Origin of the sequence: Mongoliibacter sp. (assembly GCF_007692705.1) — a bacterium.
Classification (GTDB): domain Bacteria; phylum Bacteroidota; class Bacteroidia; order Cytophagales; family Cyclobacteriaceae; genus Mongoliibacter.
Genome location: NZ_REBN01000082.1, coordinates 1 through 22,073, shown reverse-complemented (window position 1 = coordinate 22,073; position 22,073 = coordinate 1). Strand labels below are relative to the sequence as shown.

At 39.2% G+C, this 22,073-nt stretch carries 21 protein-coding genes; 6 read left to right on the top strand and 15 right to left on the bottom strand.

Features of this window, described 5'->3' with window-relative positions; translation table 11 throughout:
* Positions 1 to 5: 5 nt before the first annotated feature.
* The 3 genes from EA341_RS02565 to EA341_RS02555 form a co-directional block, all read right to left on the bottom strand.
* Positions 6 to 326, bottom strand: a complete 321-nt coding sequence (locus tag EA341_RS02565; RefSeq protein WP_293011119.1) for a hypothetical protein — start codon at positions 324 to 326, stop codon at positions 6 to 8.
* Positions 327 to 347: 21 nt separating this feature from the next.
* Positions 348 to 1,748: a class II fumarate hydratase gene (gene fumC, locus EA341_RS02560; protein ID WP_293011118.1), complete on the bottom strand. Its 1,401-nt coding sequence runs from the start codon at positions 1,746 to 1,748 to the stop codon at positions 348 to 350.
* 291 nt (positions 1,749 to 2,039) lie between these two features.
* The gene (locus EA341_RS02555) at positions 2,040 to 2,510 is read right to left on the bottom strand and encodes a hypothetical protein (RefSeq protein WP_293011117.1); all 471 of its coding nucleotides are present in this window, start codon (positions 2,508 to 2,510) and stop codon (positions 2,040 to 2,042) included.
* Positions 2,511 to 2,569: 59 nt separating this feature from the next.
* On the opposite strand from EA341_RS02555, the gene EA341_RS02550 reads away from it, so the two are divergent.
* Entirely contained in the window at positions 2,570 to 3,022 is a 453-nt protein-coding gene (locus EA341_RS02550; protein WP_293011116.1) for a DUF2867 domain-containing protein, read from the top strand.
* A gap of 3 nt (positions 3,023 to 3,025) precedes the next feature.
* Here the strand turns inward: EA341_RS02550 and EA341_RS02545 are convergent, their stop codons facing one another.
* On the bottom strand, positions 3,026 to 3,406 hold the full coding sequence (locus tag EA341_RS02545; RefSeq protein ID WP_293011115.1) for a RidA family protein: 381 nt from the start codon (positions 3,404 to 3,406) through the stop codon (positions 3,026 to 3,028).
* A 155-nt stretch (positions 3,407 to 3,561) separates the two neighbouring features.
* On the opposite strand from EA341_RS02545, the gene kynU reads away from it, so the two are divergent.
* Both kynU and EA341_RS02535 read left to right on the top strand, forming a co-directional pair.
* Positions 3,562 to 4,848 carry a kynureninase gene (gene kynU / locus EA341_RS02540; protein WP_293011114.1) on the top strand — a complete coding sequence of 429 codons (1,287 nt, stop codon included), beginning with the start codon at positions 3,562 to 3,564 and terminating at the stop codon, positions 4,846 to 4,848.
* A gap of 24 nt (positions 4,849 to 4,872) precedes the next feature.
* Positions 4,873 to 6,228, top strand: a complete 1,356-nt coding sequence (locus EA341_RS02535) for an NAD(P)/FAD-dependent oxidoreductase (protein ID WP_293011113.1) — start codon at positions 4,873 to 4,875, stop codon at positions 6,226 to 6,228.
* A gap of 50 nt (positions 6,229 to 6,278) precedes the next feature.
* On the opposite strand, the gene EA341_RS02530 is transcribed toward EA341_RS02535, so the two are convergent.
* From EA341_RS02530 to EA341_RS02515, 4 genes are all read right to left on the bottom strand, one after another.
* Positions 6,279 to 7,052 carry a hypothetical protein gene (locus tag EA341_RS02530; protein ID WP_293011112.1) on the bottom strand — a complete coding sequence of 258 codons (774 nt, stop codon included), beginning with the start codon at positions 7,050 to 7,052 and terminating at the stop codon, positions 6,279 to 6,281.
* A 141-nt stretch (positions 7,053 to 7,193) separates the two neighbouring features.
* Complete coding sequence (locus EA341_RS02525; protein WP_293011111.1) at positions 7,194 to 7,817, bottom strand: thioredoxin family protein; 624 nt, start codon at positions 7,815 to 7,817, stop codon at positions 7,194 to 7,196.
* 7 nt (positions 7,818 to 7,824) lie between these two features.
* On the bottom strand, positions 7,825 to 8,304 hold the full coding sequence (locus tag EA341_RS02520; RefSeq protein ID WP_293011110.1) for a TlpA disulfide reductase family protein: 480 nt from the start codon (positions 8,302 to 8,304) through the stop codon (positions 7,825 to 7,827).
* A gap of 615 nt (positions 8,305 to 8,919) precedes the next feature.
* On the bottom strand, positions 8,920 to 9,831 hold the full coding sequence (locus EA341_RS02515; protein ID WP_293011109.1) for a M28 family peptidase: 912 nt from the start codon (positions 9,829 to 9,831) through the stop codon (positions 8,920 to 8,922).
* A gap of 73 nt (positions 9,832 to 9,904) precedes the next feature.
* On the opposite strand from EA341_RS02515, the gene EA341_RS02510 reads away from it, so the two are divergent.
* On the top strand, positions 9,905 to 10,903 hold the full coding sequence (locus EA341_RS02510; RefSeq protein WP_293011108.1) for an NTPase: 999 nt from the start codon (positions 9,905 to 9,907) through the stop codon (positions 10,901 to 10,903).
* 75 nt (positions 10,904 to 10,978) lie between these two features.
* Here the strand turns inward: EA341_RS02510 and EA341_RS02505 are convergent, their stop codons facing one another.
* The 4 genes from EA341_RS02505 to EA341_RS02490 all read right to left on the bottom strand — a co-directional run bounded on the left by EA341_RS02505 (position 10,979) and on the right by EA341_RS02490 (position 13,059).
* Positions 10,979 to 11,236 (bottom strand): hypothetical protein, encoded by a 258-nt coding sequence (locus EA341_RS02505; protein WP_293011107.1) that lies wholly within the window; start codon positions 11,234 to 11,236, stop codon positions 10,979 to 10,981.
* Positions 11,217 to 11,531 (bottom strand): co-chaperone YbbN, encoded by a 315-nt coding sequence (locus EA341_RS02500; protein WP_293011106.1) that lies wholly within the window; start codon positions 11,529 to 11,531, stop codon positions 11,217 to 11,219. Before EA341_RS02500 ends, EA341_RS02505 begins: the two co-directional genes overlap by 20 nt.
* A 95-nt stretch (positions 11,532 to 11,626) precedes the next feature.
* On the bottom strand, positions 11,627 to 12,196 hold the full coding sequence (gene yjjX / locus EA341_RS02495) for an inosine/xanthosine triphosphatase (RefSeq protein ID WP_293011105.1): 570 nt from the start codon (positions 12,194 to 12,196) through the stop codon (positions 11,627 to 11,629).
* Between the two features lie 155 nt (positions 12,197 to 12,351).
* Positions 12,352 to 13,059, bottom strand: a complete 708-nt coding sequence (locus tag EA341_RS02490; RefSeq protein WP_293011104.1) for a YebC/PmpR family DNA-binding transcriptional regulator — start codon at positions 13,057 to 13,059, stop codon at positions 12,352 to 12,354.
* A 152-nt stretch (positions 13,060 to 13,211) separates the two neighbouring features.
* Here EA341_RS02490 and EA341_RS02485 point away from each other — a divergent pair, with 152 nt between their 5' ends.
* Positions 13,212 to 14,564 (top strand): NAD(P)/FAD-dependent oxidoreductase, encoded by a 1,353-nt coding sequence (locus EA341_RS02485; protein WP_293011103.1) that lies wholly within the window; start codon positions 13,212 to 13,214, stop codon positions 14,562 to 14,564.
* On the opposite strand, the gene EA341_RS02480 is transcribed toward EA341_RS02485, so the two are convergent.
* The gene (locus tag EA341_RS02480) at positions 14,559 to 14,999 is read right to left on the bottom strand and encodes a gamma-glutamylcyclotransferase family protein (protein ID WP_293011102.1); all 441 of its coding nucleotides are present in this window, start codon (positions 14,997 to 14,999) and stop codon (positions 14,559 to 14,561) included. The genes EA341_RS02485 and EA341_RS02480 overlap by 6 nt on opposite strands.
* Positions 15,000 to 15,171: 172 nt before the next feature.
* Between EA341_RS02480 and EA341_RS02475 the strand changes: the two genes are divergently transcribed.
* The gene (locus tag EA341_RS02475; protein ID WP_293011101.1) at positions 15,172 to 15,618 is read left to right on the top strand and encodes a DUF4890 domain-containing protein; all 447 of its coding nucleotides are present in this window, start codon (positions 15,172 to 15,174) and stop codon (positions 15,616 to 15,618) included.
* A gap of 202 nt (positions 15,619 to 15,820) precedes the next feature.
* Here the strand turns inward: EA341_RS02475 and EA341_RS02470 are convergent, their stop codons facing one another.
* The gene (locus EA341_RS02470; RefSeq protein WP_293011100.1) at positions 15,821 to 17,296 is read right to left on the bottom strand and encodes a glutamate synthase subunit beta; all 1,476 of its coding nucleotides are present in this window, start codon (positions 17,294 to 17,296) and stop codon (positions 15,821 to 15,823) included.
* A gap of 1 nt (position 17,297) precedes the next feature.
* Positions 17,298 to 21,788, bottom strand: a complete 4,491-nt coding sequence (gene gltB / locus EA341_RS02465) for a glutamate synthase large subunit (RefSeq protein WP_293011099.1) — start codon at positions 21,786 to 21,788, stop codon at positions 17,298 to 17,300.
* Positions 21,789 to 22,073 lie beyond the last annotated feature (285 nt).

Genomic DNA, 22,073 nt, shown 5'->3' with positions numbered 1-22,073 from the left:
GATTCTTAAAGCAGAATAATCAAAAGGATAATGATAATAATCAAAGCACCCGTGGAAATATAGATTCCAGATCCACGGTTTTGCTTTGCTTCTTTATGCAGTTCCTTCAATTCGCTTTTAACTTCCTTCTTCTCCGCTCTTGTCATTTCAGAAAAATCCATTTCCTTGATTTCAAGTACTCTGGCATCTATTTCTTCCAATCTTTGGACCTGAGCTTCGGTCAATTCGTTTTCAGATTTTACAGGCTTATCTTTGGCTTCTGCTACCAAAGTACCACCTAGCATCATCATGGCTGCCAGGGAAAGATTCAAAATGGTTTTTTTCATTGTATTTCAGTTTATATAAAATCATTTTAAGCTACCTGTCATATCTTCAGGCTTTACCCACTCATCAAACTGCTCATTGGTCAACAATTCCAGCGCTAAAGCTGCCTCTCTCAGGGAAGTTCCTTCTTTATGCGCCTTTTTGGCTATTGCAGCTGCGTTTTCATATCCTATATGAGGATTGAGTGCAGTGACTAGCATAAGGGAATTTTCTAGATGTCGTTGGATAAAAGGTGTATTTGGTTCAATTCCCACGGCACAGTTATCATTGAAAGACACACAGGCGTCTCCAATCAATCTGGCTGACTGTAGGAAATTGGCTATCATCATTGGTTTAAAGACATTGAGCTCAAAATGCCCATTAGAACCGCCAACTGAAATGGCGACATCGTTACCCATCACCTGGGCTGCGACCATGGTAATGGCTTCTACCTGCGTAGGGTTTACTTTACCAGGCATAATAGATGATCCCGGTTCATTTTCAGGAATCAGTATTTCACCTATGCCGGACCTAGGACCAGAAGATAGCATCCTTATATCATTGGCAATTTTCATCAAGCTCACAGCCAATTGCTTCAGGGCTCCGTGAGATTCTACAATGGCATCGTGTGCAGCCAAGGCTTCAAATTTATTGGGGGCAGTAACCATAGGTTGACCGGAAAATTCAGCAATCTTTTCTGCTACAAGTTCCGAATAGCCTTTTGGTGTATTTAAACCTGTTCCAACAGCAGTACCGCCCAGTGCCAATTCAGAAAGGTGTGCGAGGGTATTTTTCAAAGCCCTTAACCCATGGTTAAGCTGAGCCACATATCCAGAAAATTCCTGCCCCAAAGTAAGTGGTGTAGCATCCATAAAGTGAGTTCTACCGATTTTGACCACCTCCATAAATGCCTCAGACTTGGCCTTGAGGGTATCTCTGAGTTTCTCTACTCCTGGGATAGTGGTTTCCATTACCATTTTGTAAGCAGCAATGTGCATGGCTGTTGGGAAGGTGTCATTTGAGGACTGGGACTTGTTGACGTCATCATTGGGGTGAATCTTTTTCTGGGCATCTTCCAGTGAACCTCCCAAAAGTACATGTGCCCTGTAGGCAATTACCTCATTGGAATTCATGTTGGATTGTGTTCCTGATCCTGTTTGCCAGATCACCAAAGGAAATTGGTCATCATGCTTTCCTTCAAGTATCTCATCACAGACTTTAGCAATAATTTCTGCCTTGTCCTGTTCCAATACCCCAAGTTCTGCATTGGTCAAAGCAGCAGATTTTTTTAGAATGGCAAATGCCCTGATAATTTCTACAGGCATGCGGTTTCTTTCACCGCCAATTTTAAAATTGTTGATGGATCTTTGGGTCTGGGCGCCCCAGTATTTATCGGCAGGAACTTCTACCGGGCCCATGGTATCTTTTTCTATTCTTATGCTCATAAAGCTATTTTGATTGAATTTTGAGTCTGCTAAAATACTAGCTGAGTGGCATAATCCATAGTTATTTTAGTATAATGTGGCAAGTGGCATTTGAAGAGTAGGGAAAGATCCTTTGCTGAATATCAGTATTTATACAAGTCTCTAATTCCTAAAGATTTTATAGGGATTGTTCATGATAGATAATTTGTAACCCGGCACATATCCATTATCAATTGATATTGAATCAAGATATAGTGAAATACATTATTTCCGTACTTGCAGCCTTTTCTTAACGCTATTCAAATCAGATGATTATTGCAGTAAATCGTGAAAAATCTTTTGAGAGGATTTGGTCTTTCTCTTGAAATGTGACCAAGCAAATGAGTAATTTCCTATTCCTAAGGCTAGACTCACTAGAGCATATAGGGGTTGCTCGGCCATTAGACCAAAAAAGAAAAACATGGTCAGGGTAATGATGGTCCAAAAGGAAAGAAAAAAAACTGAACCTGGAAAAAGTTTGTACTCCAGAAATATAATGCTGCCATTTGGAGAATCTTCCACTTTTCCCTGAATCAAGGGTAAAAATGAATCAGCCTTGTCAATAAAAAGAGAAAGCCTGAAGCCATCTTTGTGTACAACCCCATTAAATTCATAGCCTTTTTTTTGTCTAGCCTCGTAATCCAAAAAATTAACGTTTCTGGTTACCAGGTCTATGCGTTGAAGCACTTCGGGCTTTTCAAGTCCTGTGACCAATACTTCACTTTTAAATGGGAGAAAAGGCATGTTTTCCTAACTACGACGCAGAAATAAAGTTACCTTATCAAAGGTACTAATTCAATTTTATGGATAAAGCGCTTCAAAAGTTTAAAGAATATTATTCATTTCCTATCAAAGATAATCCGCAGGAGGTATGGAAGAGAATTCTGGAAATAGGAGGAGATAAGGGCTGGTATTATGCTACAAGGCTTTGGAAAATAAGGGGGATAATAGATGTTTTTTTTGGAGGTATAGGCTATAGAAAAGGAAGAAAAGCGTCAGGAGAGCTCAAAGTAGGGGATCCTATTGACTTTTGGCGCATCGTCAACTTGGAAAGAAAATCTAGAACCATTGAACTGGAAGCAGAAATGAAACTTCCCGGAAAGGTAGTGCTGGAATGGAAAGTATCAGAATCCACACTCACGCAAAGAATACAATTTATGCCCGATGGGATAAAAGGAAAGGCCTATTGGTTTTTGGTCAGGCCTTTCCATTATTGGGTTTTTTGGAATATGGGCAAAAAAATCGCCCAAGGATAATTACTATTTTACGGCAATGCAGGAAATCTCTACATTGACATCTTTTGGTAGCCTGGCAACTTCTACTGTTTCCCTAGCAGGAGGATTGCTTTTGAAATACTGTCCATACGCTTCATTGATGGTGGCAAACTGACCCATATCTTTGATGAAGATGCTACACTTGACCACATGCTCAAAACCATAGCCTGCTGCACGAAGTACAGCTTCCAGGTTTTTCATTACAGCATGAGTCTCTTCTGTAATATTTTCATTTATCAACTCTCCTGTATCGGCATCAAGGGGGATTTGACCGGAAACATAAAGGGTATTGCCAGACTTTACTGCCTGACTGTATGGGCCTATGGGAGCTGGCGCTTCTTTTGAGAAAATGATTTCTTTTGACATAGCTGATTTTTTTCTGCAAAATAGGCATTCATTAGCCAACCGACCATAGCAAAACAATTTTTTTCAATCTGGAAAGGTGCTAAGTTTGAAAGCTTGCTTTTAACTTAAAGCATTTTGTCTTGTTGCATATATAAGATCAATAAAAAAGCCTAAGTATGGATACTATAAATTATCAGTTTACCGAAGCGTTTGCCAAGGAAATGGACTCCAAGGACCCCATGGCTGATTTCAGGAATGAGTTCCTCTTCCCAAAAGTAGATGGAAAAGAGGCTATTTATTTCTGTGGAAACTCCCTTGGGCTTCAACCAAAATCCACCGCCGGATATATTCAAAGAGAATTGGATAACTGGGCCAATCTGGCAGTAGATGGGCATTTTCACGGAGAGGACGCCTGGTACCATATCCGAAAAAAATCTAAACCGGCACTTTCAGAAATCATTGGCGCCCACGAGCATGAAGTTGTAGCAATGAACAATCTCAGTTCTAACCTTCATTTTTTAATGGTTTCCTTTTACCAACCCAATCCCAAAAAATTTAAAATCATCACCGAGGCAGGTGCTTTTCCTTCGGATATGTACATGCTCGAAACGCAGGTCAAATTTCATGGGTTAGATCCCGATAAAGTAATTGTGGAGGTAAGTCCGCGAAAAGGAGAGCATACGCTTAGAACTGAGGACATCATCAACAGCATTCATGAACATGAAGGAGAGTTGGCTTTGGTCATGATGGCAGGCTTACAATACTATACTGGACAGGTTTTTGATATGAAAGCAATCACTGAAGCAGCACATCAAGTAGGAGCAAAAGTGGGTTTTGACTTGGCGCATGCAGCGGGCAATGTTCCCCTGAAACTTCACGACTGGGGAGTGGATTTTGCGACATGGTGTTCCTATAAGTATATGAATTCTGGGCCCGGAAATGTTTCGGGTGTATTCGTCCACGAAAGGCATGCAGAAGATACCAGTCTTCCTAGATTTGCAGGATGGTGGGGCCATGAAGAAGCAGAGCGTTTTAAAATGGAAAAAGGCTTTATTCCCATGTATGGAGCAGATGGCTGGCAGTTAGCCAACTCCAACGTGCTGGCTTTGGCTGCACATCAAGCTTCTTTAGATATCTTTCAAAAAGCCGGGATCGAAAATTTAAGACAGAAAAGTGAACTATTGACAGGCTACTTGGAGTTTCTCATCGGACAAATTACTGGAGATTCAGGGGTTTTGGAAATAATTACACCTAAAAACCCAAATGAAAGAGGCTGTCAGTTATCTTTGCACATTCATAAAGGAGGCAAAGCCGTGTTTGATGAATTCTATAAACATGGCGTAGTAGGAGATTGGAGGCATCCCAATGTGATCCGCCTTGCACCTACACCTCTTTACAATAGTTTTCTGGATGTCTACAGATTTGCCAGAATACTCGAACAATCCCTTAAAAAATTCACTTAGAGTTAAGGGTACAATATCAAACCTATGAAAAAAAATGAAATCAGCATATTGGGTTCCGGCCTGACCGGTTCGCTGCTGAGTATATATTTGAAAAGAAGAGGCCTTAGCGTAGATATTTACGAGAAAAGAGCTGACAATCGAAAAGGAGACTACAAAGAAGAAGGACGGTCGATCAACCTGGCACTAAGTGACAGAGGCTGGAAAGCTTTGAAAGATCTAGGACTAACCGAAAAAGTGGAGCCCTTGACCATACCGATGTATGGTAGGAAAATCCATAATGAGCATGGGAAAACTTCATTTATCCCATACGGAAAAGAAGGTCAAGCCATTTACTCTATTTCAAGAGGACGATTCAATCAGCTTTTGATGGAAGAAGCAGAGGCTGAAGGGGTACAAATTCACTTTGAACATAAAATAGAGGATGTAAACCTCAGAGACAATACCTTATTGGTATCCAATCCTGAAGTCAAAAACCAAACCATAAGCTCAGAAGTCATCATTGGTTCAGATGGTGCCTATTCAGCCTTGCGAAATGCTATGCTGAAGCAGGTTCGTTTTGATTATAAGCAAGAATATATTTCCCATGGCTATAAGGAACTGACCATTCCTGCAACTGAAGAGGGTGAGTTTGCCATGGATCCAAATGCTCTTCATATCTGGCCTAGAGGCAGTTTCATGCTGATTGCTTTGCCAAATCCTGATAAGTCATTTACCTGTACCCTATTCCTTCCTTTTGAAGGAAAAAGGGTTTGTTTTGAAAACATCAGAGACGAAAAAGATGTAGAAGGAGTTTTCAAGACCTACTTCGATGATGCTTTCCAGATGATGCCAAATTTGAAGCAGGAATATTTCAACAATCCTACATCAGCACTTATCAATATTGAATGTTTTCCTTGGATGCAACAGAAAGCTCTACTTATAGGTGACGCTTCTCATGCCATGGTACCTTTTTACGGTCAGGGTATGAATTGTGGATTTGAAGATTGCTATATCCTAGATAAGTTGATCAGTAAGTTTGGCACAAATGCATGGGAATTGGTTTTTGCCAAGTTTCAAAAGGTCCGCAAACCTGATACGGATGCCATCTGCCAATTGGCCATGGATAATTTTGAAGAAATGAAGAATGTAGTCTCGGATCCAAAATTTCAGATTCGTAAAAAAATAGAAGCCAGACTACATGAATTATATCCACTGGATTGGATACCTCTATATACTATGGTTACTTTTTCTGACATCCCTTATTCTGAAGCCTATGCCCAAGGCAAACTTCAATCATCCATCATGGATATGGTAATGTCTGATCCTTTGATTACCCAGAATTGGGATAAACTAGATTATGAAGACATTATAGATCAGCTAGATAGAGTAAAAGCTGTATAATACAAAAGGCTGATTCTTAATGATTCAGCCTTTTTTTATAACAAAATTCTTTAATTTGAATACTTATACCTCAGTCCGTCATTTCTTTCAATTGGCCATCCTAAGTCATTATAAAGGTATGTGTATTGAATATCTGAGGCGGCTTCAGGAGTATTTTTTACAGTATATTTTGCCCGAGTAACGTTATTAGGATTCGTGTTTTCACCGGGAATGGGCTCAGGTCTCAAGAATTGATAAGGATTTTTCATGTCGTCATACTCAAATTGAGTAGTGTTGGAAAGCGTTTTAGAAGCATTTTCTGAAATAAGGAAATGACTATCCTTGATGACATTGCCATTCTGGTCATATTCATATTCCCGAATACCGCTTAGTCTTCCATCATGGAACATTTTTCTGGCTGAAATTCTACCATTGTTGTTGTATTCATATTCAGAATATCCTTTTAATTCAATACTCTTTATCAACCTTTTTTTTGAGTCGAACTCATAGACCAAAGTCCCTGTAAGCGCTGTGTTTTGTGGATTTACCCATTCTGTCCTATCTATACTTTCCTGAAGGACATTGCTATTACTGCTGAATATTCTCGAATCAAAGTATACTTCTTTGGAAAACCTTCCATTATTTTTATCATATAAATATTTAAAATAATGAATTTTACCTTTATCCGCAATCAATGAACCATCCCTATCATACTCATATTCTAAAAATATCATATCCTCAACATATATTGCCAAAAGCCTATTCCCAATGCTGGGAATGTTGTTTTCCTCAAGACAAGAACTTGTCAAAATGCCAATTACCAAAATAAAAACCAGCTGTCTCATAATTGACTTTACAATGATTTGTAGTAAAGGTATATAAAAAGATTGTACCTGTAAATTTCAAACTAATAAAGGGTGATGCAAGAAAAAAAGGCCGCTTTGGTATAAAACAGCCCTTAATATTTAAATTTTCAAAATATCACATCATTCCGCTTTTGTCCATTTGATCGTACAACCAATTGCTTTGGTAGTTTGATTGGCAACAGGCTTACCTTCCATCATTGCAGAAATGGCATCTTCAACATATCTTTCTGTAACAGCGGAAGCATCCTGATAATTATTATCTATGGCTCCTATGTATTTTACTACAAATTCACTTCCTTCTTTTTGTAAAAGATATACATGTGGTGTTCTGGTACCTCCGTATGTTTTGATCACCTCTTGTGATTGGTCATAGGCATATGGAAAAGTAAACCCTTTTTCTCTAGCACGTTCCTGCATTTTTTCGAAACTGTCACCTGGACTTGCTTTTGCATCATTTGAATTGATTGCAATGACAGGATAACCCTGCGGGGCATATTTGTTGTGTAGCGCAATCATCCTATCTTCATAGGCAACCACATAAGGGCAGGTGTTGCAGCTGAAAATAACAATTGCTCCTTTAGCTCCATCCAAACCCTTCAAAGACACTGAAGAACCATCAGTGGTCTTAAGGTTGAAATCCTTGGCTGTATCACCAATACCAAAGCCTTGGCTGTCCTGCGCGCTCACCATCGCGTGCATACTTAAGAAAAACATTCCTAATAGAAATAAACTAAGCTTTTGCATATCTGTATTATTTTAGTTGTTGGATCATTGATTTCAATTCTTCTTCTGTGACTTCTCCCTCATGAAAGGACCTACTGCCATCAGGCTTGATAAATAAAGTGGCAGGAATTGCTCCGGACCATGATGGGTCCACTTTATCAATCCACTTGTTATAATCGACATCGTTGAGCAAGTAAACTGGAGCGCTAATATTTCTCTTTTCCATAAATGAGGTGACCCTTTCAGGTTTTCTGCCGTCATCCATAGATATAAAAATCAAATCCAATGAGCTGTCTTCTGCTTGTACTTTTTGAAAGTAGGGCATCTCTTTCACACAAGGGGCACACCAAGTCGCCCAAAAATTAAAAACCCTGATCTTATCTGAATTTTGCGAAGTCAACTGTTCAAATTCGGGAAAACTTATGATTTTAAAATTGTCTTCACGGAAATCCGACTGAAAGATAAACAGGGTAAAGATAATGATTGTGGGCAATGTAAATGCTTTCATGACAAATTTCACTTACTATATTAAAATTGTACTTTTCCAATTCATTTATAGATAATATCAGCTGGTATCCGTACCAAAAACAGGTAATCAAACACAGCCTTAATAAAACTAAATAATTGTACCAAAATATTATTCTATTTTGGTCTGACCTTCTGATTAACAAAATGCTAACGTGAAGTAACAAAACTTGTTTAGCCGCTTATAAAAAACACCGAATTTTGATCATTATCCAACATGCAAAAAAGCAAGACTTTTTTATCCACATTTATCCACACTTATCCACAACGCCTATCCGTCTAACCGTAAAACTCTGAATATCAATATATTAACCCATATGTAAAAACCTTTGATTTGTGGATATCTAGCTGTAAATGAGTTTTTTACATTTTTTAAAAAAATTTTACCGTGGATAAATTTAGAAACCGAAGATTCTTCTTTTTCACCTTTTCTTGGATAAATCTAATCCAATAATCATCTAAACTTTTGATCTAGAATGAGCTCCATTCAGGAACAGTAATTAAACAAGTTTCCAAACAGTTTTCATGCTAAATTAATGAACTTTAAAGCTTCCCCCTATTAATGGTACTTATAGAAGTAAGTAGGGTACTATTTTAATTATTTTTCTAGAAGTACTGTGTCAAACTCCTTCAATGCTTTCAAGATGAGTTCTGTCGCTTCAATAAAAAAATCAGGATCGATATTCTCAAAAGTATCGGTTTCCTTATGATAGTCCTCATGGTCATCCACTCCAAAGTAAATGAAGGGAACCTCTTTTCTATGAAAAGCGGCATGGTCTGATGCGAATGTCCAGTCCTGTAATTCACCATCTGGTTCATCATGGCCAAACATCAAGGAAATCGAAGATGTTCTATCCACCTGTTGTAAAACCGGCTTAAGGAAAGGATAATGGTAAGTCCCCACAGCCCAAAGCTGATTTTGATCACTTCTACTGACCATATCCATATTGATATTCAACATAACCTGTTCTATGGGAAAGGGAAAGTCTTCCACCAAGGCCTTCGAACCATGCTGTCCCATTTCCTCTGCATCAAGGGCGACAAACATCATGGAATGTTTTGGTCTATTTAAGGAAAAATATTCTGCTATAGCCAATAAAGCAGCAGTTCCGGAAGCATTGTCATCAGCTCCAAAAAATATTTTCCCATCTTTTTTCCCCAAATGATCATAATGGGCAATGACTACAATTAATTTCTCAGACTCGCTGCCAGGGACAAATCCTACTATATTGGCGGCATTTGAGTATTTTTTCATCTCTCTCCTATTAAAAAAGTCAAAGCTCTGGGTAAAATCGGTAAACTGAGAAGTAAGACCCAAATCCCGAAATCTTTTTTTGATAAATTCACTTGCCAGATTTGCTCCTTCAGAGCCAGTTTTCCTTCCTTCAAGTTTTTCAGACGCCAAATACTCTAGATCTGCAAGTAATTTTTGGCTGTCTATTTGCTGAGCAAAGCTTGCATAAAATGTTATTCCTGAAAAGAAAATAAAGAATCCCAGAATTTTTTTCATATTAGAGCGCTAAATTAACCGTTATCTATATCCATAAAAGTAGTAAGTTTTCATTGCCCGAATCAAAAGATAAATGAAATATATTTCAGCATGCTGCCTAATTTTGCTGAGTGTTTTGGCTGTACAAGGTCAAAATACGCTTCCTGAAGTCTTTTTAGAAGGGAAATCCATTGTTCTGATATCAAATGCTCCCTCTGCCAAGCCTATATTGGACTGGAAGGACATTGCAGAAGGAGTCCATGAAGGGCTGGTGGAGGCTGGGGGTGACCCCGTGGCATACTTTGAACTGGAAGACCTTACCTTATCCGAGGAGGTCCAGGCGGCATACGCAAACTCATTCAATAAACGGCTCATTTCATCTGTTGTCATCCTTACCAGAAAATCAGATGGACAATTTCTGTTGCACATTGCCCCTTTTTCCAATTCCAGCAGTATCATCAGCAGTACTTCTGCCTGGTCGATTGATGGAAAAACTATTGCAGAAATAAAGGATAACCTCAAACAATTGGGACAAAATTCAAAATCCCAAAACTTCCTTGTGTTGGAAGTACCTGAATACCCTAAAGAGGATGCTGGGCAGTCCGGATCAAGCTCCACAAGAAGATTTTTCCCAAGAAATCCGCTTAACCTTGATGTTTTTAAATTGGGTGTACAACTAGGTGGTGCATTGGGTGATGCTGGTATTCTCAGTGCATTCAGGTATGATTTGATAGGGAAAACAGAACAGGCTATTCTAGCAGAACAGGAAGCTGAGAAAAAAGGACTTCAAGGAATTTTTGAAGCCTCTTACCCACATGAAGTCGTATACCTTGGTACAGCAAAAACTGATGCAGAATTGCTCAGTGAACGAATACAATTCTTATTGGTAAAAGTGGAGGGAAGAGAAGCCGACCTTATGGAGTCTATGGGGCTTAATCCATCGGGGCTTCAGGAGCCCAACCGTATCGTTGTCAAGTATTATATACGCCTGATCGTTAGAGATGAATTGTATCTTGGGCCTGTCTGGGATGCTGATCCAAATTGGAGAAATGCTTTAAGTTCCTTCTTGGAGAACCTCAGTATAAAACAATAAAAAAAGGACCCGAAGGTCCTGATTGTAAGCTTTTAATTGAATAATTGGGTGATCAAACAACTCCAAGCTTAAAATTCATTTATCTATTGAGCCGGTCACCCTTTTCATAAAAGCGTTCATGGCTTCTTTTTTATCCATTCCATCCTTGACCATCTTATTGACTTCCAAGGTTCCATAGAGGTTTGACAGCAGTTCACCCATTACCTCTAACTCCTCATCTTTTAAGGAAGGTATTTCAGACATATTCTCCAACAATTCTATAGTCTCATTTACCCAATCCTCATCATTTTCTTCAATGAAGTTCAATACGTGTTTAATTATCGGCAATCTCATTGATAAGGGTTTTAAGAGCTTCTTCTTTATTAGTCTGTACTTGATTGACGAGTTTACCCGATTTAAAGGCAGCAAAAGTTGGCAAGTTTGTCACTTCAGCCAGTTTTCTTGACTCAGGAAACTTTTCTGCATCAGCATAAATAAACTTGATGTTTTCAAAATCACCCGATAACCTTTTTACTTTAGGCTTCATAATACGGCAATTGCCACACCAAGAAGCACTGTATTGTACTAAGACCAATTCGTTGTCAGCAATTATTTGATTTAAATTGTCTGATTCTAATTCTTGTAACATATCGCTTTATTTTTTTGTCTATTTTAAGAACACAAAGGTACGGGCTATGTGTTTTAAAAACCAATTGATTATTTCTATATACTATTGAAGGTTCTTTAAAATAGGGTTTCGTTGATAAAAGGAATCAAGGCCAGCACTACCGCCTGCTGATAATACTCCTTCCTATCTATTGCCCCCTGAGTCAGGATTCCAACAGCACCACTTTCCTGTTTGGAATTTTCTCTTTGAAACACTTTGTCGTCAGCTTCTCCCAGTTCCATTCCCCCTTCAATCAGTTGAGAAATAGCTTCCGGCAAAATAAAACAGGCAGTTTTTGCCTTACCAACCTTACCTTCTCTATTAATGATCACTACCCAGGCAAAAGCATGCATTTCCCCATTAATAGTATCCACGCCACCCTCAATGCCTACCCAATAGTCTGCTTCTGGAAATATTGCTTTTGAATTTACCGCTCTGTTGGTAGCTCCTTTTAAGGTCTCATTATCACCTGTAGGCTGTTTGGATATTCCTGCGTCTACATTCAGCCCCTCAACCAAAAATGAAGCTTGCATAGCCTGATGGAATCCCCCATCTGTGCAATTGATCTTTACAGGGTTTTTACTGCCCACTATAACAAGCTGTTGTCTTACTCCTTGTTGTATATTTTTTCTTTTTGGAAATGCCATTATGTAATAAAATTAATCATTCTAGATTTCTGTATCTTCTACAAGAGCATTTACTTTTATAAAAGTCATACTCAGTAAAAATTACCAAGGTTCATTTAAGATCAGAACAAGAATAAAAATAAAAGGTTGCAGCCAGTCCACAACCTCAATTGATATTATGCCAAATTGGTGAATACCTGATTGACATCATCGTCTTCTTCAAATTTTTCGATAAGTTTATTGATCTCCTCTTCCTGCTCTTCATCAAGCTCAACTGTGGTGGTTGGAAACCATTGAAAATCAGCATTAATGATTTCTATATTTTTGTCTTCAAGCGCCTTTTGCATTTTCCCAAAGTCTTCAAAAGCTGTATATACAAAAATTTCCCCTTCGTTTTCATCTATTTCATCCAAACCGAAATCGATCAGTTCCAATTCAAGCTCTTCCATATCAAGTTCATTTTGAGCAAACCTGAAAACAGCTTTTTTATTGAACATAAAACTCACTGACCCAGAAGTGCTGAGCGATCCATTGGCTTTTGAAAAATAGCTTCTAATATTGGCTACGGTCCTGTTGATATTATCTGTAGATGTTTCAATGATCACTGCCACTCCATGTGGGCCATATCCTTCATAAGCGATTTCTTCGTAATCTTTCTCATCTTTATTAGAGGCTCTTTTTATCGCTGCTTCAATCCTGTCTTTAGGCATAGAAGCACCTTTAGCATTTTGAATGATGGTCCTCAGTTTTGAATTGTTGGCAGGATCGGGTCCACCCACTTTTACTGCCATCACTATTTCTTTGCCTAGTCTTGTGAAAACTTTTGACATCTGGCTCCATCTCTTAAATTTTCTTTCTTTACGAAATTCAAATGCTCTTCCCATTGGTATGCTATATTTTTAAAGGTTGGTAAAAATAATAAATCTTTTCTAAAGGATTAGAATCTAAAAAAGCTTGAATTCGTTTGGTTGTTACACGTAAAGTTTTATCCTTAATTCTTACATTTACTTAAGACCTTTAAATAAAATACATTTTTATGATTACTGTTCAGGAATTGACTCCCATTCCCAATATTCCAAAATCAAATTATAGAAGAATTGTTATTGTAGGAGCCGGATTTGCGGGCTTGAAGCTTGCCCAAAAACTCGCAAAAACAGATTATCAGGTAGTTCTGTTGGATAAGAACAATTACCATCAATTTCAACCCTTACTTTATCAGGTAGCTACAGCAGCCCTTTCCCCAAGTGCAGTTTCTTTTCCTCTAAGAAGACTTTTCCACAAAACTGAAAATATCATTTTCCGCATGGCCGTAGTAAGGAAAATTGATAAAGAGAAAAAACTCCTGGAGACCAATTTGGGACAATTGAACTATGACATGCTTGTCCTTTCCCAAGGTGCAAACACCAACTTTTTTGGAAATAAAAATATTCAGACCCATGCCGCTCCAATGAAGTCAACTTCAGAGGCCTTATACATCCGAAACAAAATCATTTCCAACTATGAAAGGGCAGTAAATCTTCCCACAGTAGAAGAGCGCCGTCCAATCATGAATGTGGTAATTGTTGGCGGAGGTGCCACTGGAGTGGAGTTGGCGGGGGCTATTGCAGAACTCAGGAATCATGTTTTTCCAAAGGACTATCCACAGCTGAGTTTTGAAAATATGCGGGTAATTCTCATCGAAGCAGGCGGAAGCTTATTGGCAGGCCTTTCAGAGAGTTCACGAGGAAAAGCAAAGAGTTACCTTGAAAAACTAGGCGTGGAGGTAATGCTTAATACTATGGTGGAAGATTATGATGGGTTTAGTGTACAGCTCAAAGACAAAGAGCCTATTCAAACAATTACCTTATTATGGGCTGCGGGAATCAAAGCGAATTCATTGCTGGGAATTTCACCTGAACAAATATCTAAAAACGGAAGATTGATCGTTGACGAAAATAACCGGCTCATAAATGAAGATGCCATATTTGTGCTTGGAGATCAATGTGTGCAAAAAGATGAAAAATATCCAGAAGGTCATCCTCAAGTAGCTCAGGTGGCCATCCAACAAGCTTCCAACCTGGCTAATAACCTGAAACTAGACCTCAAAGGGAAACCTTGGAAACCTTTCAAATATAGAGACCTGGGTTCAATGGCTACAGTTGGCAAAAAGATGGCTGTAGTAGATCTTCCATTCATCAGTTTTCAAGGAATTTTTGCCTGGTTGGTTTGGCTCTTCGTGCACCTTATGGCGATTCTTGGAGTCAAAAACAAGTTGATCATTTTCATCAACTGGGCTTGGAAGTATCTGGCTTTTGACCCGAGCCTAAGGTTACTTATCCGACCTAAATATATCAAACGACATAAAAGAGAGTGGCTGCTGGATCAAGATGAGCCAGAAGAAGGCTCATAACCTTCCGGCTCGATTGATGATATGAGAGAGATAGGTATTGGGGATCTTAGCTTCTTTTCCTCCTTTGACTATCCCTTTCCAGTACTCTTCTTTTGGAAAAATATTGTCTTTCATGTTAACAGATTTAAACATGAAAGCTTTTATTGCTCCATTTTTGGTAAATACTTCCTGTTCCACAAAATCGTACCCAGGCTCAGAAGTCAAGAAGTAATCTTTGTCTGCCACATCAACTTCATATATTATTCCATAAACAGATTCATTCGGACTAGGGACCACATTGGCCCTTGCACTGCCATCCGGGTTTTCAACATTAAACCTAAAACCAAAATGTGGTAGAATAGCTACCGCTATTTTTTTCGCTGATGACTTTAACCTCCCTTCTAAAGTGGAAGCATCGAGGTTACTCGCATAACCGAAATAGTAAAACTTCTCCATGTACATGATTAAGGTTTATTAACATTTTAATTCTAAACTGGATTAAACCTCTTAGGACTATCTAAGTCTAACCCACAGATTGCAACCAAAAAACAGTAAGCTTTTTCCGGGAAAGCCATCTATTTGGAGCAACAAATTAAACTCTGTAATTCACAATAAAAATATTAATGCTATGAAAAAGCTAATGATGATAACTGCAATTTTCTCTTTGACCTTATTGAGTGCTTTTGCTCAAAGAGATATGGAAAGAAAAGAAATCAGTCCAGAGCAAAGGGCTGAGCGATCAAGCGAAAGACTTGCTGAGAAGTTGGACCTGAGCGAAGAGCAGAAAAAACAGGTTTATGAGTTAAACTTGCAGACTGCTGAGGCAAGAAAGGCCCAAATGGAAGTCCGCAGGACTGAGATGAAACAAAATAGGGAAGCCCATCAAGCCAAAATGGAGGTCATACTCAGCCCTGAGCAACAGGAGAAATGGAATGAACTCCGTGAATCCAATCGTAAAAGAGGTGGAGAAATGAGAAAAGGAGAAGAAAACCGTAGAAAGCAATTCCGAAAAGGTGGTTCTCATAAAAAAGGGAGTGCCTCTTCTCCAAGAGGCCGATATGGCCGTGGAAGATAATAATCAGAAAAATTTCATAGAAAGGTTGGTTGATTAAACGCCTAGATAAGGCAAACAAAAAAAGCAGATCATTGGTCTGCTTTTTTTTATCCAGCTATATGCATAAAGCACAAGTTGTAACCCGCTATTTATTAGCATGTTAATTGACTGTGCAAATCATGCTATTACCATGCTTAATCATTTCTTCAGCTCGTAGCTTTTATTAATCAGAAAGAATATCCTCCTCCACTTCATAGTATCCTTCATCCTTTCTAGGTAATGCTGAGGATCCCATCAAAAACTCATCAACCTTTACGGCTGTCTCCCTTCCCTCTGAAATTGCCCATACGACAAGGGATTGACCTCTTCTCATGTCTCCGGAAAGAAAAACTTTTTTAGTAGTACTCTGATAATCTTTGGATTTGGGAAGCGAGTTTTCCATGATCTGTACACCGAAGGCTTCTAACAAACCATTTTTTGCTGGACCGGTATAGCCAATTGCCAAAAATGCCAAATCACAAGGCAGTGTTCTCTCAGTGCCAGGTACTTCAACATATTGCATTTTCCCGCCTTCTTCTTTCCATTCGATATCAACCAATACAAGACCTGTCACTTCTCCATTATCGTTTCCAATAAATTCTTTAGTCAATATAGAAAAGACCCTGTCAGCTCCTTCTTCATGCGAACTGGAAGTTTTCAATGTCATAGGCCATTCTGGCCAAGGATTTAGTACCGTCCTTTGCTTGGGGGGTTTTGGTAGGAGTTCCAATTGTGTAATACTCTTGGCTCCATGTCTGTTGGAAGTACCAATACAATCTGAGCCGGTATCTCCCCCTCCTATCACAATAACATCCTTGTCTTTTGCAGATATAGGGTTTTCCTCAATTTCTCCACTTATGACCTGGTTTTGCTTGCCTAAAAAGTCCATGGCATAATGAACTCCTTTCAAGTCTGCTCCTTTTATATTCAGTTCCCTTGGGTGCTGTGCACCTGTAGCCAAAATCACAGCATCAAAATTTCTAAGTATATTCTCCGCTTTGATATTAAAACCAACATCTGTACCTGTACTGAAGATAACCCCTTCGTCCACCATTACTTGAACCCTCCTGTCGATAACCCACTTTTCGAGTTTAAAGTCGGGTATCCCGTAACGCAATAATCCTCCTACTTTTTCATCTTTCTCGAAGACGGTCACCTCATGACCTGCCTGATTAAGCTGGTCTGCTGCTGCCAATCCTGCTGGACCTGATCCAATAACTGCTACCTTTTTCCCCGTCCTGGATTTAGGAGGGTTAGGTTTGACATAACCGTGCTCATAAGCTTCCTCGGCTATGTGTTTTTCTATCAATTCAATGGTAACAGGGTCTTTGTTGATACCCAAAACGCAAGATGCCTCACAAGGTGCAGGACAGATTCTCCCTGTAAATTCAGGGAAATTATTGGTGCTTTTCAAAATATGATAGGCTTCCTCCCATTCATGTCTGTGTACTGCATCATTAAAGTCTGGTATCACATTTCCCAAAGGACAGCCCTGATGACAAAAAGGAATACCACAATCCATACATCTCGCCGCTTGATTATTGAGTTTTTTTTCATCAAAAGGCTGATAAATTTCTTTGTAATCCTTTACTCTTTCCTCAGCTTTTCTGGACTGAGGCAACTCTCTTTTATACTTGATAAATCCTTCTTTCTCTGCCATTTTAAATCAAAGTTGTTGATTTTTCCAATGCTCTTTTTCTTAATACTTCTTTGTAATCCCTCGGGATAACCTTAATAAAATTGTTTTTATACTTTTCCCAATCATCCAAAAATGCCGTTGCCAACTGGCTATTGGTCAAGTTGACATGCAAATTCAGTTTGTTTTTGATTGTGACAAAGTCATCCTCATTTAGAGGATCCAAATCAACCATTTCAGGATTGATAAGGTCTTGGTAATCTTTAAGAATATAGGCTATTCCACCACTCATTCCAGCTGCGAAATTTCTTCCAATTTCACCGATATTAATAACCAACCCACCTGTCATATATTCACAACCATGGTCACCTATGCCCTCTACTACTGTTTCCACTCCTGAATTACGTACACAGAATCGCTCCCCTCCTTTTCCATTGATATACGCTTCACCGGAAGTAGCTCCGTAGAAGGCCACATTACCGATTATGATATTTTCATGTGCAACATACTTAGAGTTCCTGCTAGGGTACACGATAAGTTTTCCTCCAGAAAGTCCCTTACCAAAGTAATCATTAGACTCACCTTCCAATTCAAAGGTCACTCCTTTGGTGAGGAATCCCCCAAACGATTGGCCAGCGGAGCCGCTGAATTTATAATGAATGGTATCATCAGGAAGGCCTGGACTTCCAAAAATCTTGGAAATTTCATTGGAAAGCATGGCGCCCACAGTCCTGTCTATATTTTTGATCTCGAAAGAACCCCGTACAGGATTCGCTTGCTCCAGTGCAGGTGCTGCCTGCTTTATCAATTTTCTGTCAAGAACTTTTTTGAGTTCAAACTCTTGGTCTATCTGCTTAAATACCCCTACATGATCGGGAACCTCTACCTTATGAAAAACAGGGCTTAAGTCTACCTTGTCCCACTTCCAGTGATTCAAGTGCCCTGTAGCTTTTAGAACGTCACTTTGACCTACCATTTCATCTATGGTTTTAAAGCCCAAAGAGGCCATAATTTCTCTCAAATCTTCTGTTAAGAATTTGAAATAATTGACCACATGGTCTGGGTCTCCTGTAAACAATTTTCTTAACTCAGGATTTTGAGTTGCGATACCCACCGGGCAGGTATTGAGGTGACATTTTCTCATCATAATACAACCTTCTACCACAAGCGCACCTGTCGATATACCCCATTCCTCAGCACCTAATAAGGTAGCGATTGCCAGATCTCGTCCAGTACGTATCTGTCCATCTGTCTGAAGCGTAACCCTACTTCTAAGATTATTTTTGACTAAGGTCTGATGGGCTTCAGATAGCCCCAGCTCCCATGGAAGACCCGCGTGACGGATCGAACTTAGCGGAGAAGCTCCTGTTCCACCATCCGCACCGGAAATTAAAATAACATCTGATTGTGCTTTGGCTACACCTGCGGCTACTGTTCCTACTCCTGCCTGCGAAACCAACTTGACATTGATCCTTGCCTTTCTATTGGCATTTTTCAGGTCATATATCAGCTGAGCCAAATCCTCTATAGAATAAATATCGTGGTGAGGCGGAGGAGAGATCAATCCCACTCCAGGAGTGGAATGCCTTACCCTACCGATCCAATCATCCACCTTGTGGCCGGGAAGTTGTCCACCTTCACCGGGCTTAGCACCCTGAGCCATTTTAATTTGAAGCTCTTCGGCATTGGTAAGATAATTACTGGTCACCCCAAATCGACCGGAGGCCACCTGTTTGATGGCAGATCTTTCCCAGTCACCGTTTTCTTTTCGCTGAAATCTGATTTCATCTTCACCACCTTCACCTGAGTTACTTTTGGCTCCAATACGGTTCATGGCTATGGCTAAAGTAGAGTGTGCTTCGTGAGAAATTGAACCAAAAGACATAGCCCCGGTAGCAAATCTTCTCATGATTGACTCTGCAGGCTCCACTTCCTCCAATGGAATGGAAATTCGTTTTTTGAATTCAAAAAGTCCCCTAAGGGTCAGCGCATCTTTTGTTTGGTCATTGATTTTTTGTGCAAACTTCTTATAAAGAGAATAATCACCTAACCTTGTTGACTTTTGTAATAAGTGTATGGTTTCAGGATTGAAAAGGTGTTTTTCCCCTCTTCTTTTCCATTGATATACACCACCTGCTTCAAGAATTGGACTTTCTGTTTTATAAGCTGCATGATGTCTAATCAATACTTCCTCTGCTAGCTCATTGAAGGAAATTCCCGAAATTCGGCTGACAGTCCCTTTGAAACACCTGTCAATTACCTCAGGACCAAGTCCAATTGCCTCAAAAATCTGGGCACTTTGATAAGACTGTAAAGTCGAAATACCCATTTTGGAAAGTACTTTCAACAAGCCTTTTCCTATGGCATTTTGATAATTGCTGAACAGCTCCTTTTGATCAAATTTCTTATTGAATACACCTTTTTCATTAAGGCTTGCCAGAGACTCCAATGCCAAATATGGGTTGATAGCGGAAGCTCCATACCCGATAACTGTTGCAAAATGATGCGTTTCTCTTATATCTCCAGCTTCTACTACCAAGCCTGCTCTCGTCCTAAGTTTCTTTTTGATCAGGTGGTGATGAACAGCACCTATAGCAATTAAAGATGGTATTGGCGCATGGCTTTCGTTACTGTTTCTATCGGATATGATGATGATATTTTTTCCAGCGTAAATGGCACCTTCTGCTTGCTTACAAAGTTGATCGAGTGCCTCCGATAACCTACCTTCTTTATGGTCTGCTTCAAATTGAGCATATAAGGTTACCGTTCTGTAGCCCTGATCCTCCAAGTGCTTAAGTTTTTCTAAATCTTCATTCAAAAGCACAGGTTGTGAAATATGAATCTGTCTGGAATGTCTTGGGCTTTCTGATAAAATATTGTGACTTTCTCCTATTCTTGTAAACAAAGACATTACTAACCTTTCTCTAATCGGGTCGATGGGAGGATTACTTACTTGGGCAAATAGCTGCTTGAAGTAATTGGAAATATGCTGACTTTGTTTTGAAAGCACAGCCAATGGAGTGTCAGCCCCCATTGAACCAATAGGTTCGTATCCGTTTTCTCCCATTGGAGAAAGGACCACTTTGATTTCTTCGGAAGTATACCCAAAGATCGTTTGTCTCTTTTTAAGGTCTTCCAAAGTGTAAGGATGCTCCAAAGTTTTTGGATTGGGCATCAATCGGAGTTTTAATCTTTCTTCCTTTACCCAGGAATCATAAGGCTTATTGTCGCAGACAGAGGATTTTATTTCATCATCGTGGTAAACCTTACCTTTTTGTAAATCAGCAAGCAGCATCCTACCTGGACTGATTCTTCCTTTATCTGTTACGGTGGCTTCCCTGATAGGCAAAGCTCCAGCTTCTGATGATAGTATAAGTCTATCATCACTAGTTACAAAATATCGTAATGGGCGGAGACCATTCCTATCTAAAGTTGCGCCGAGAGATTTTCCATCTGTAAATAACAATGCAGCAGGTCCATCCCAGGGTTCCATAAGGGCCGCATGAAACTTATAAAATGCTTTTCTGTCCTTATCCATTGTCTGATTATCCTGCCAAGCCTCAGGAACCAGCATCATCATCACATGTGGTAGAGATCTTCCGCTTAGGGTAAGCAATTCTACCATGGCGTCCAGATTTGCTGAATCAGAATTCAATTTATTGGTGATAGGCATAAGTTTAGCCAGCTCATCATCACTGAAATAAATAGACCTCATTAAGGTCTGTTTTGACTTCATTTTGTTGAGATTACCACGGATGGTGTTGATTTCACCATTATGGGAAAGATACCTGAAAGGCTGTGCCAATCTCCAATTGGGAAATGTATTGGTAGAAAATCTAGAATGGACTATGGCCAATCCTGATGTGATTTTATTGTTTTGAAGGTCTTTGTAGAACGGCAGCACCTGATCTGTTCTAAGTTGTCCTTTATATATCAGAGTGAATGCCGAAAAACTGGCAAAATAAAATGCTGAGTTTACACCAGGGATTGTATCGTTGATGACATTGGTGGCATAATTCCTTAGCACATAGAGTTTTCTTTCCAAATCAACATCACTCAAACCATCTTTGTGACGTACAAATACCATTTCAATATTTGGCATTACCTCCAAAGCTCCGGAGCCTGGGACGGTTTCGTCTACAGGCACCTGTCGGTAGCCTATCAATTTGAAACCTAATTCATCTATTATTTTTTTAAGCTGCTCTTTGGATTTCTTGTAAAGCTGTTTGTTTTTCGGGAAAAAAGTCATCCCCACACCGTAGCTACCCTCATCAGGCAGATCGAACCCTGCCCTTGAGGTTACTTCTTTCAAAAATGTATGGGGTATTTGTATAAGCACCCCGGCACCATCGCCGGTTTTGGGGTCACTGCCACGTCCACCACGGTGCTCCATATTGCTAAGCATAAAGAGTGCATCACTAATAGTTTCATGGCTTTTTATTCCTTTTACGTTAACAACAGCTCCTATCCCACAGGAATCGTGTTCAAATTCTTCACGATAAAGTCCTTGATTCATGTATATTTGGTTTAATATAGGTTTATCTAAAATGGATGCAAAATTTACAAAAAAAATTCCTTTTTTTAAAATAGGCGTAATAAACGTCCCGTAAAAATGCATTGTTTGCACACAAATGCCGCCTTTGTTAAATTAAATAAAATTAAGTCATCCGTAATAAATTAACCTATACTTTCAAAAATTGTTTGACAATTGAATTTTTTAAGTTAAAAATGAAGGTAGATTTTTAGTAATAACTGTAATTTTCACAAAACCTGGTTTCAAATAATTTTTTTAAAAAATAAT

Bases quoted from the DNA above. Each gene is read 5' to 3' on its own strand.
- EA341_RS02565 (WP_293011119.1), bottom strand. From the start codon at position 326: ATGAAAAAAACCATTTTGAATCTTTCCCTGGCAGCCATGATGATGCTA.
- fumC (WP_293011118.1), bottom strand. From the start codon at position 1,748: ATGAGCATAAGAATAGAAAAAGATACCATGGGCCCGGTAGAAGTTCCT.
- EA341_RS02555 (WP_293011117.1), bottom strand. From the start codon at position 2,510: ATGCCTTTTCTCCCATTTAAAAGTGAAGTATTGGTCACAGGACTTGAA.
- EA341_RS02550 (WP_293011116.1), top strand. From the start codon at position 2,570: ATGGATAAAGCGCTTCAAAAGTTTAAAGAATATTATTCATTTCCTATC.
- EA341_RS02545 (WP_293011115.1), bottom strand. From the start codon at position 3,406: ATGTCAAAAGAAATCATTTTCTCAAAAGAAGCGCCAGCTCCCATAGGC.
- kynU (WP_293011114.1), top strand. From the start codon at position 3,562: ATGGATACTATAAATTATCAGTTTACCGAAGCGTTTGCCAAGGAAATG.
- EA341_RS02535 (WP_293011113.1), top strand. From the start codon at position 4,873: ATGAAAAAAAATGAAATCAGCATATTGGGTTCCGGCCTGACCGGTTCG.
- EA341_RS02530 (WP_293011112.1), bottom strand. From the start codon at position 7,052: ATGAGACAGCTGGTTTTTATTTTGGTAATTGGCATTTTGACAAGTTCT.
- EA341_RS02525 (WP_293011111.1), bottom strand. From the start codon at position 7,817: ATGCAAAAGCTTAGTTTATTTCTATTAGGAATGTTTTTCTTAAGTATG.
- EA341_RS02520 (WP_293011110.1), bottom strand. From the start codon at position 8,304: ATGAAAGCATTTACATTGCCCACAATCATTATCTTTACCCTGTTTATC.
- EA341_RS02515 (WP_293011109.1), bottom strand. From the start codon at position 9,831: ATGAAAAAAATTCTGGGATTCTTTATTTTCTTTTCAGGAATAACATTT.
- EA341_RS02510 (WP_293011108.1), top strand. From the start codon at position 9,905: ATGAAATATATTTCAGCATGCTGCCTAATTTTGCTGAGTGTTTTGGCT.
- EA341_RS02505 (WP_293011107.1), bottom strand. From the start codon at position 11,236: ATGAGATTGCCGATAATTAAACACGTATTGAACTTCATTGAAGAAAAT.
- EA341_RS02500 (WP_293011106.1), bottom strand. From the start codon at position 11,531: ATGTTACAAGAATTAGAATCAGACAATTTAAATCAAATAATTGCTGAC.
- yjjX (WP_293011105.1), bottom strand. From the start codon at position 12,196: ATGGCATTTCCAAAAAGAAAAAATATACAACAAGGAGTAAGACAACAG.
- EA341_RS02490 (WP_293011104.1), bottom strand. From the start codon at position 13,059: ATGGGAAGAGCATTTGAATTTCGTAAAGAAAGAAAATTTAAGAGATGG.
- EA341_RS02485 (WP_293011103.1), top strand. From the start codon at position 13,212: ATGATTACTGTTCAGGAATTGACTCCCATTCCCAATATTCCAAAATCA.
- EA341_RS02480 (WP_293011102.1), bottom strand. From the start codon at position 14,999: ATGGAGAAGTTTTACTATTTCGGTTATGCGAGTAACCTCGATGCTTCC.
- EA341_RS02475 (WP_293011101.1), top strand. From the start codon at position 15,172: ATGAAAAAGCTAATGATGATAACTGCAATTTTCTCTTTGACCTTATTG.
- EA341_RS02470 (WP_293011100.1), bottom strand. From the start codon at position 17,296: ATGGCAGAGAAAGAAGGATTTATCAAGTATAAAAGAGAGTTGCCTCAG.
- gltB (WP_293011099.1), bottom strand. From the start codon at position 21,788: ATGAATCAAGGACTTTATCGTGAAGAATTTGAACACGATTCCTGTGGG.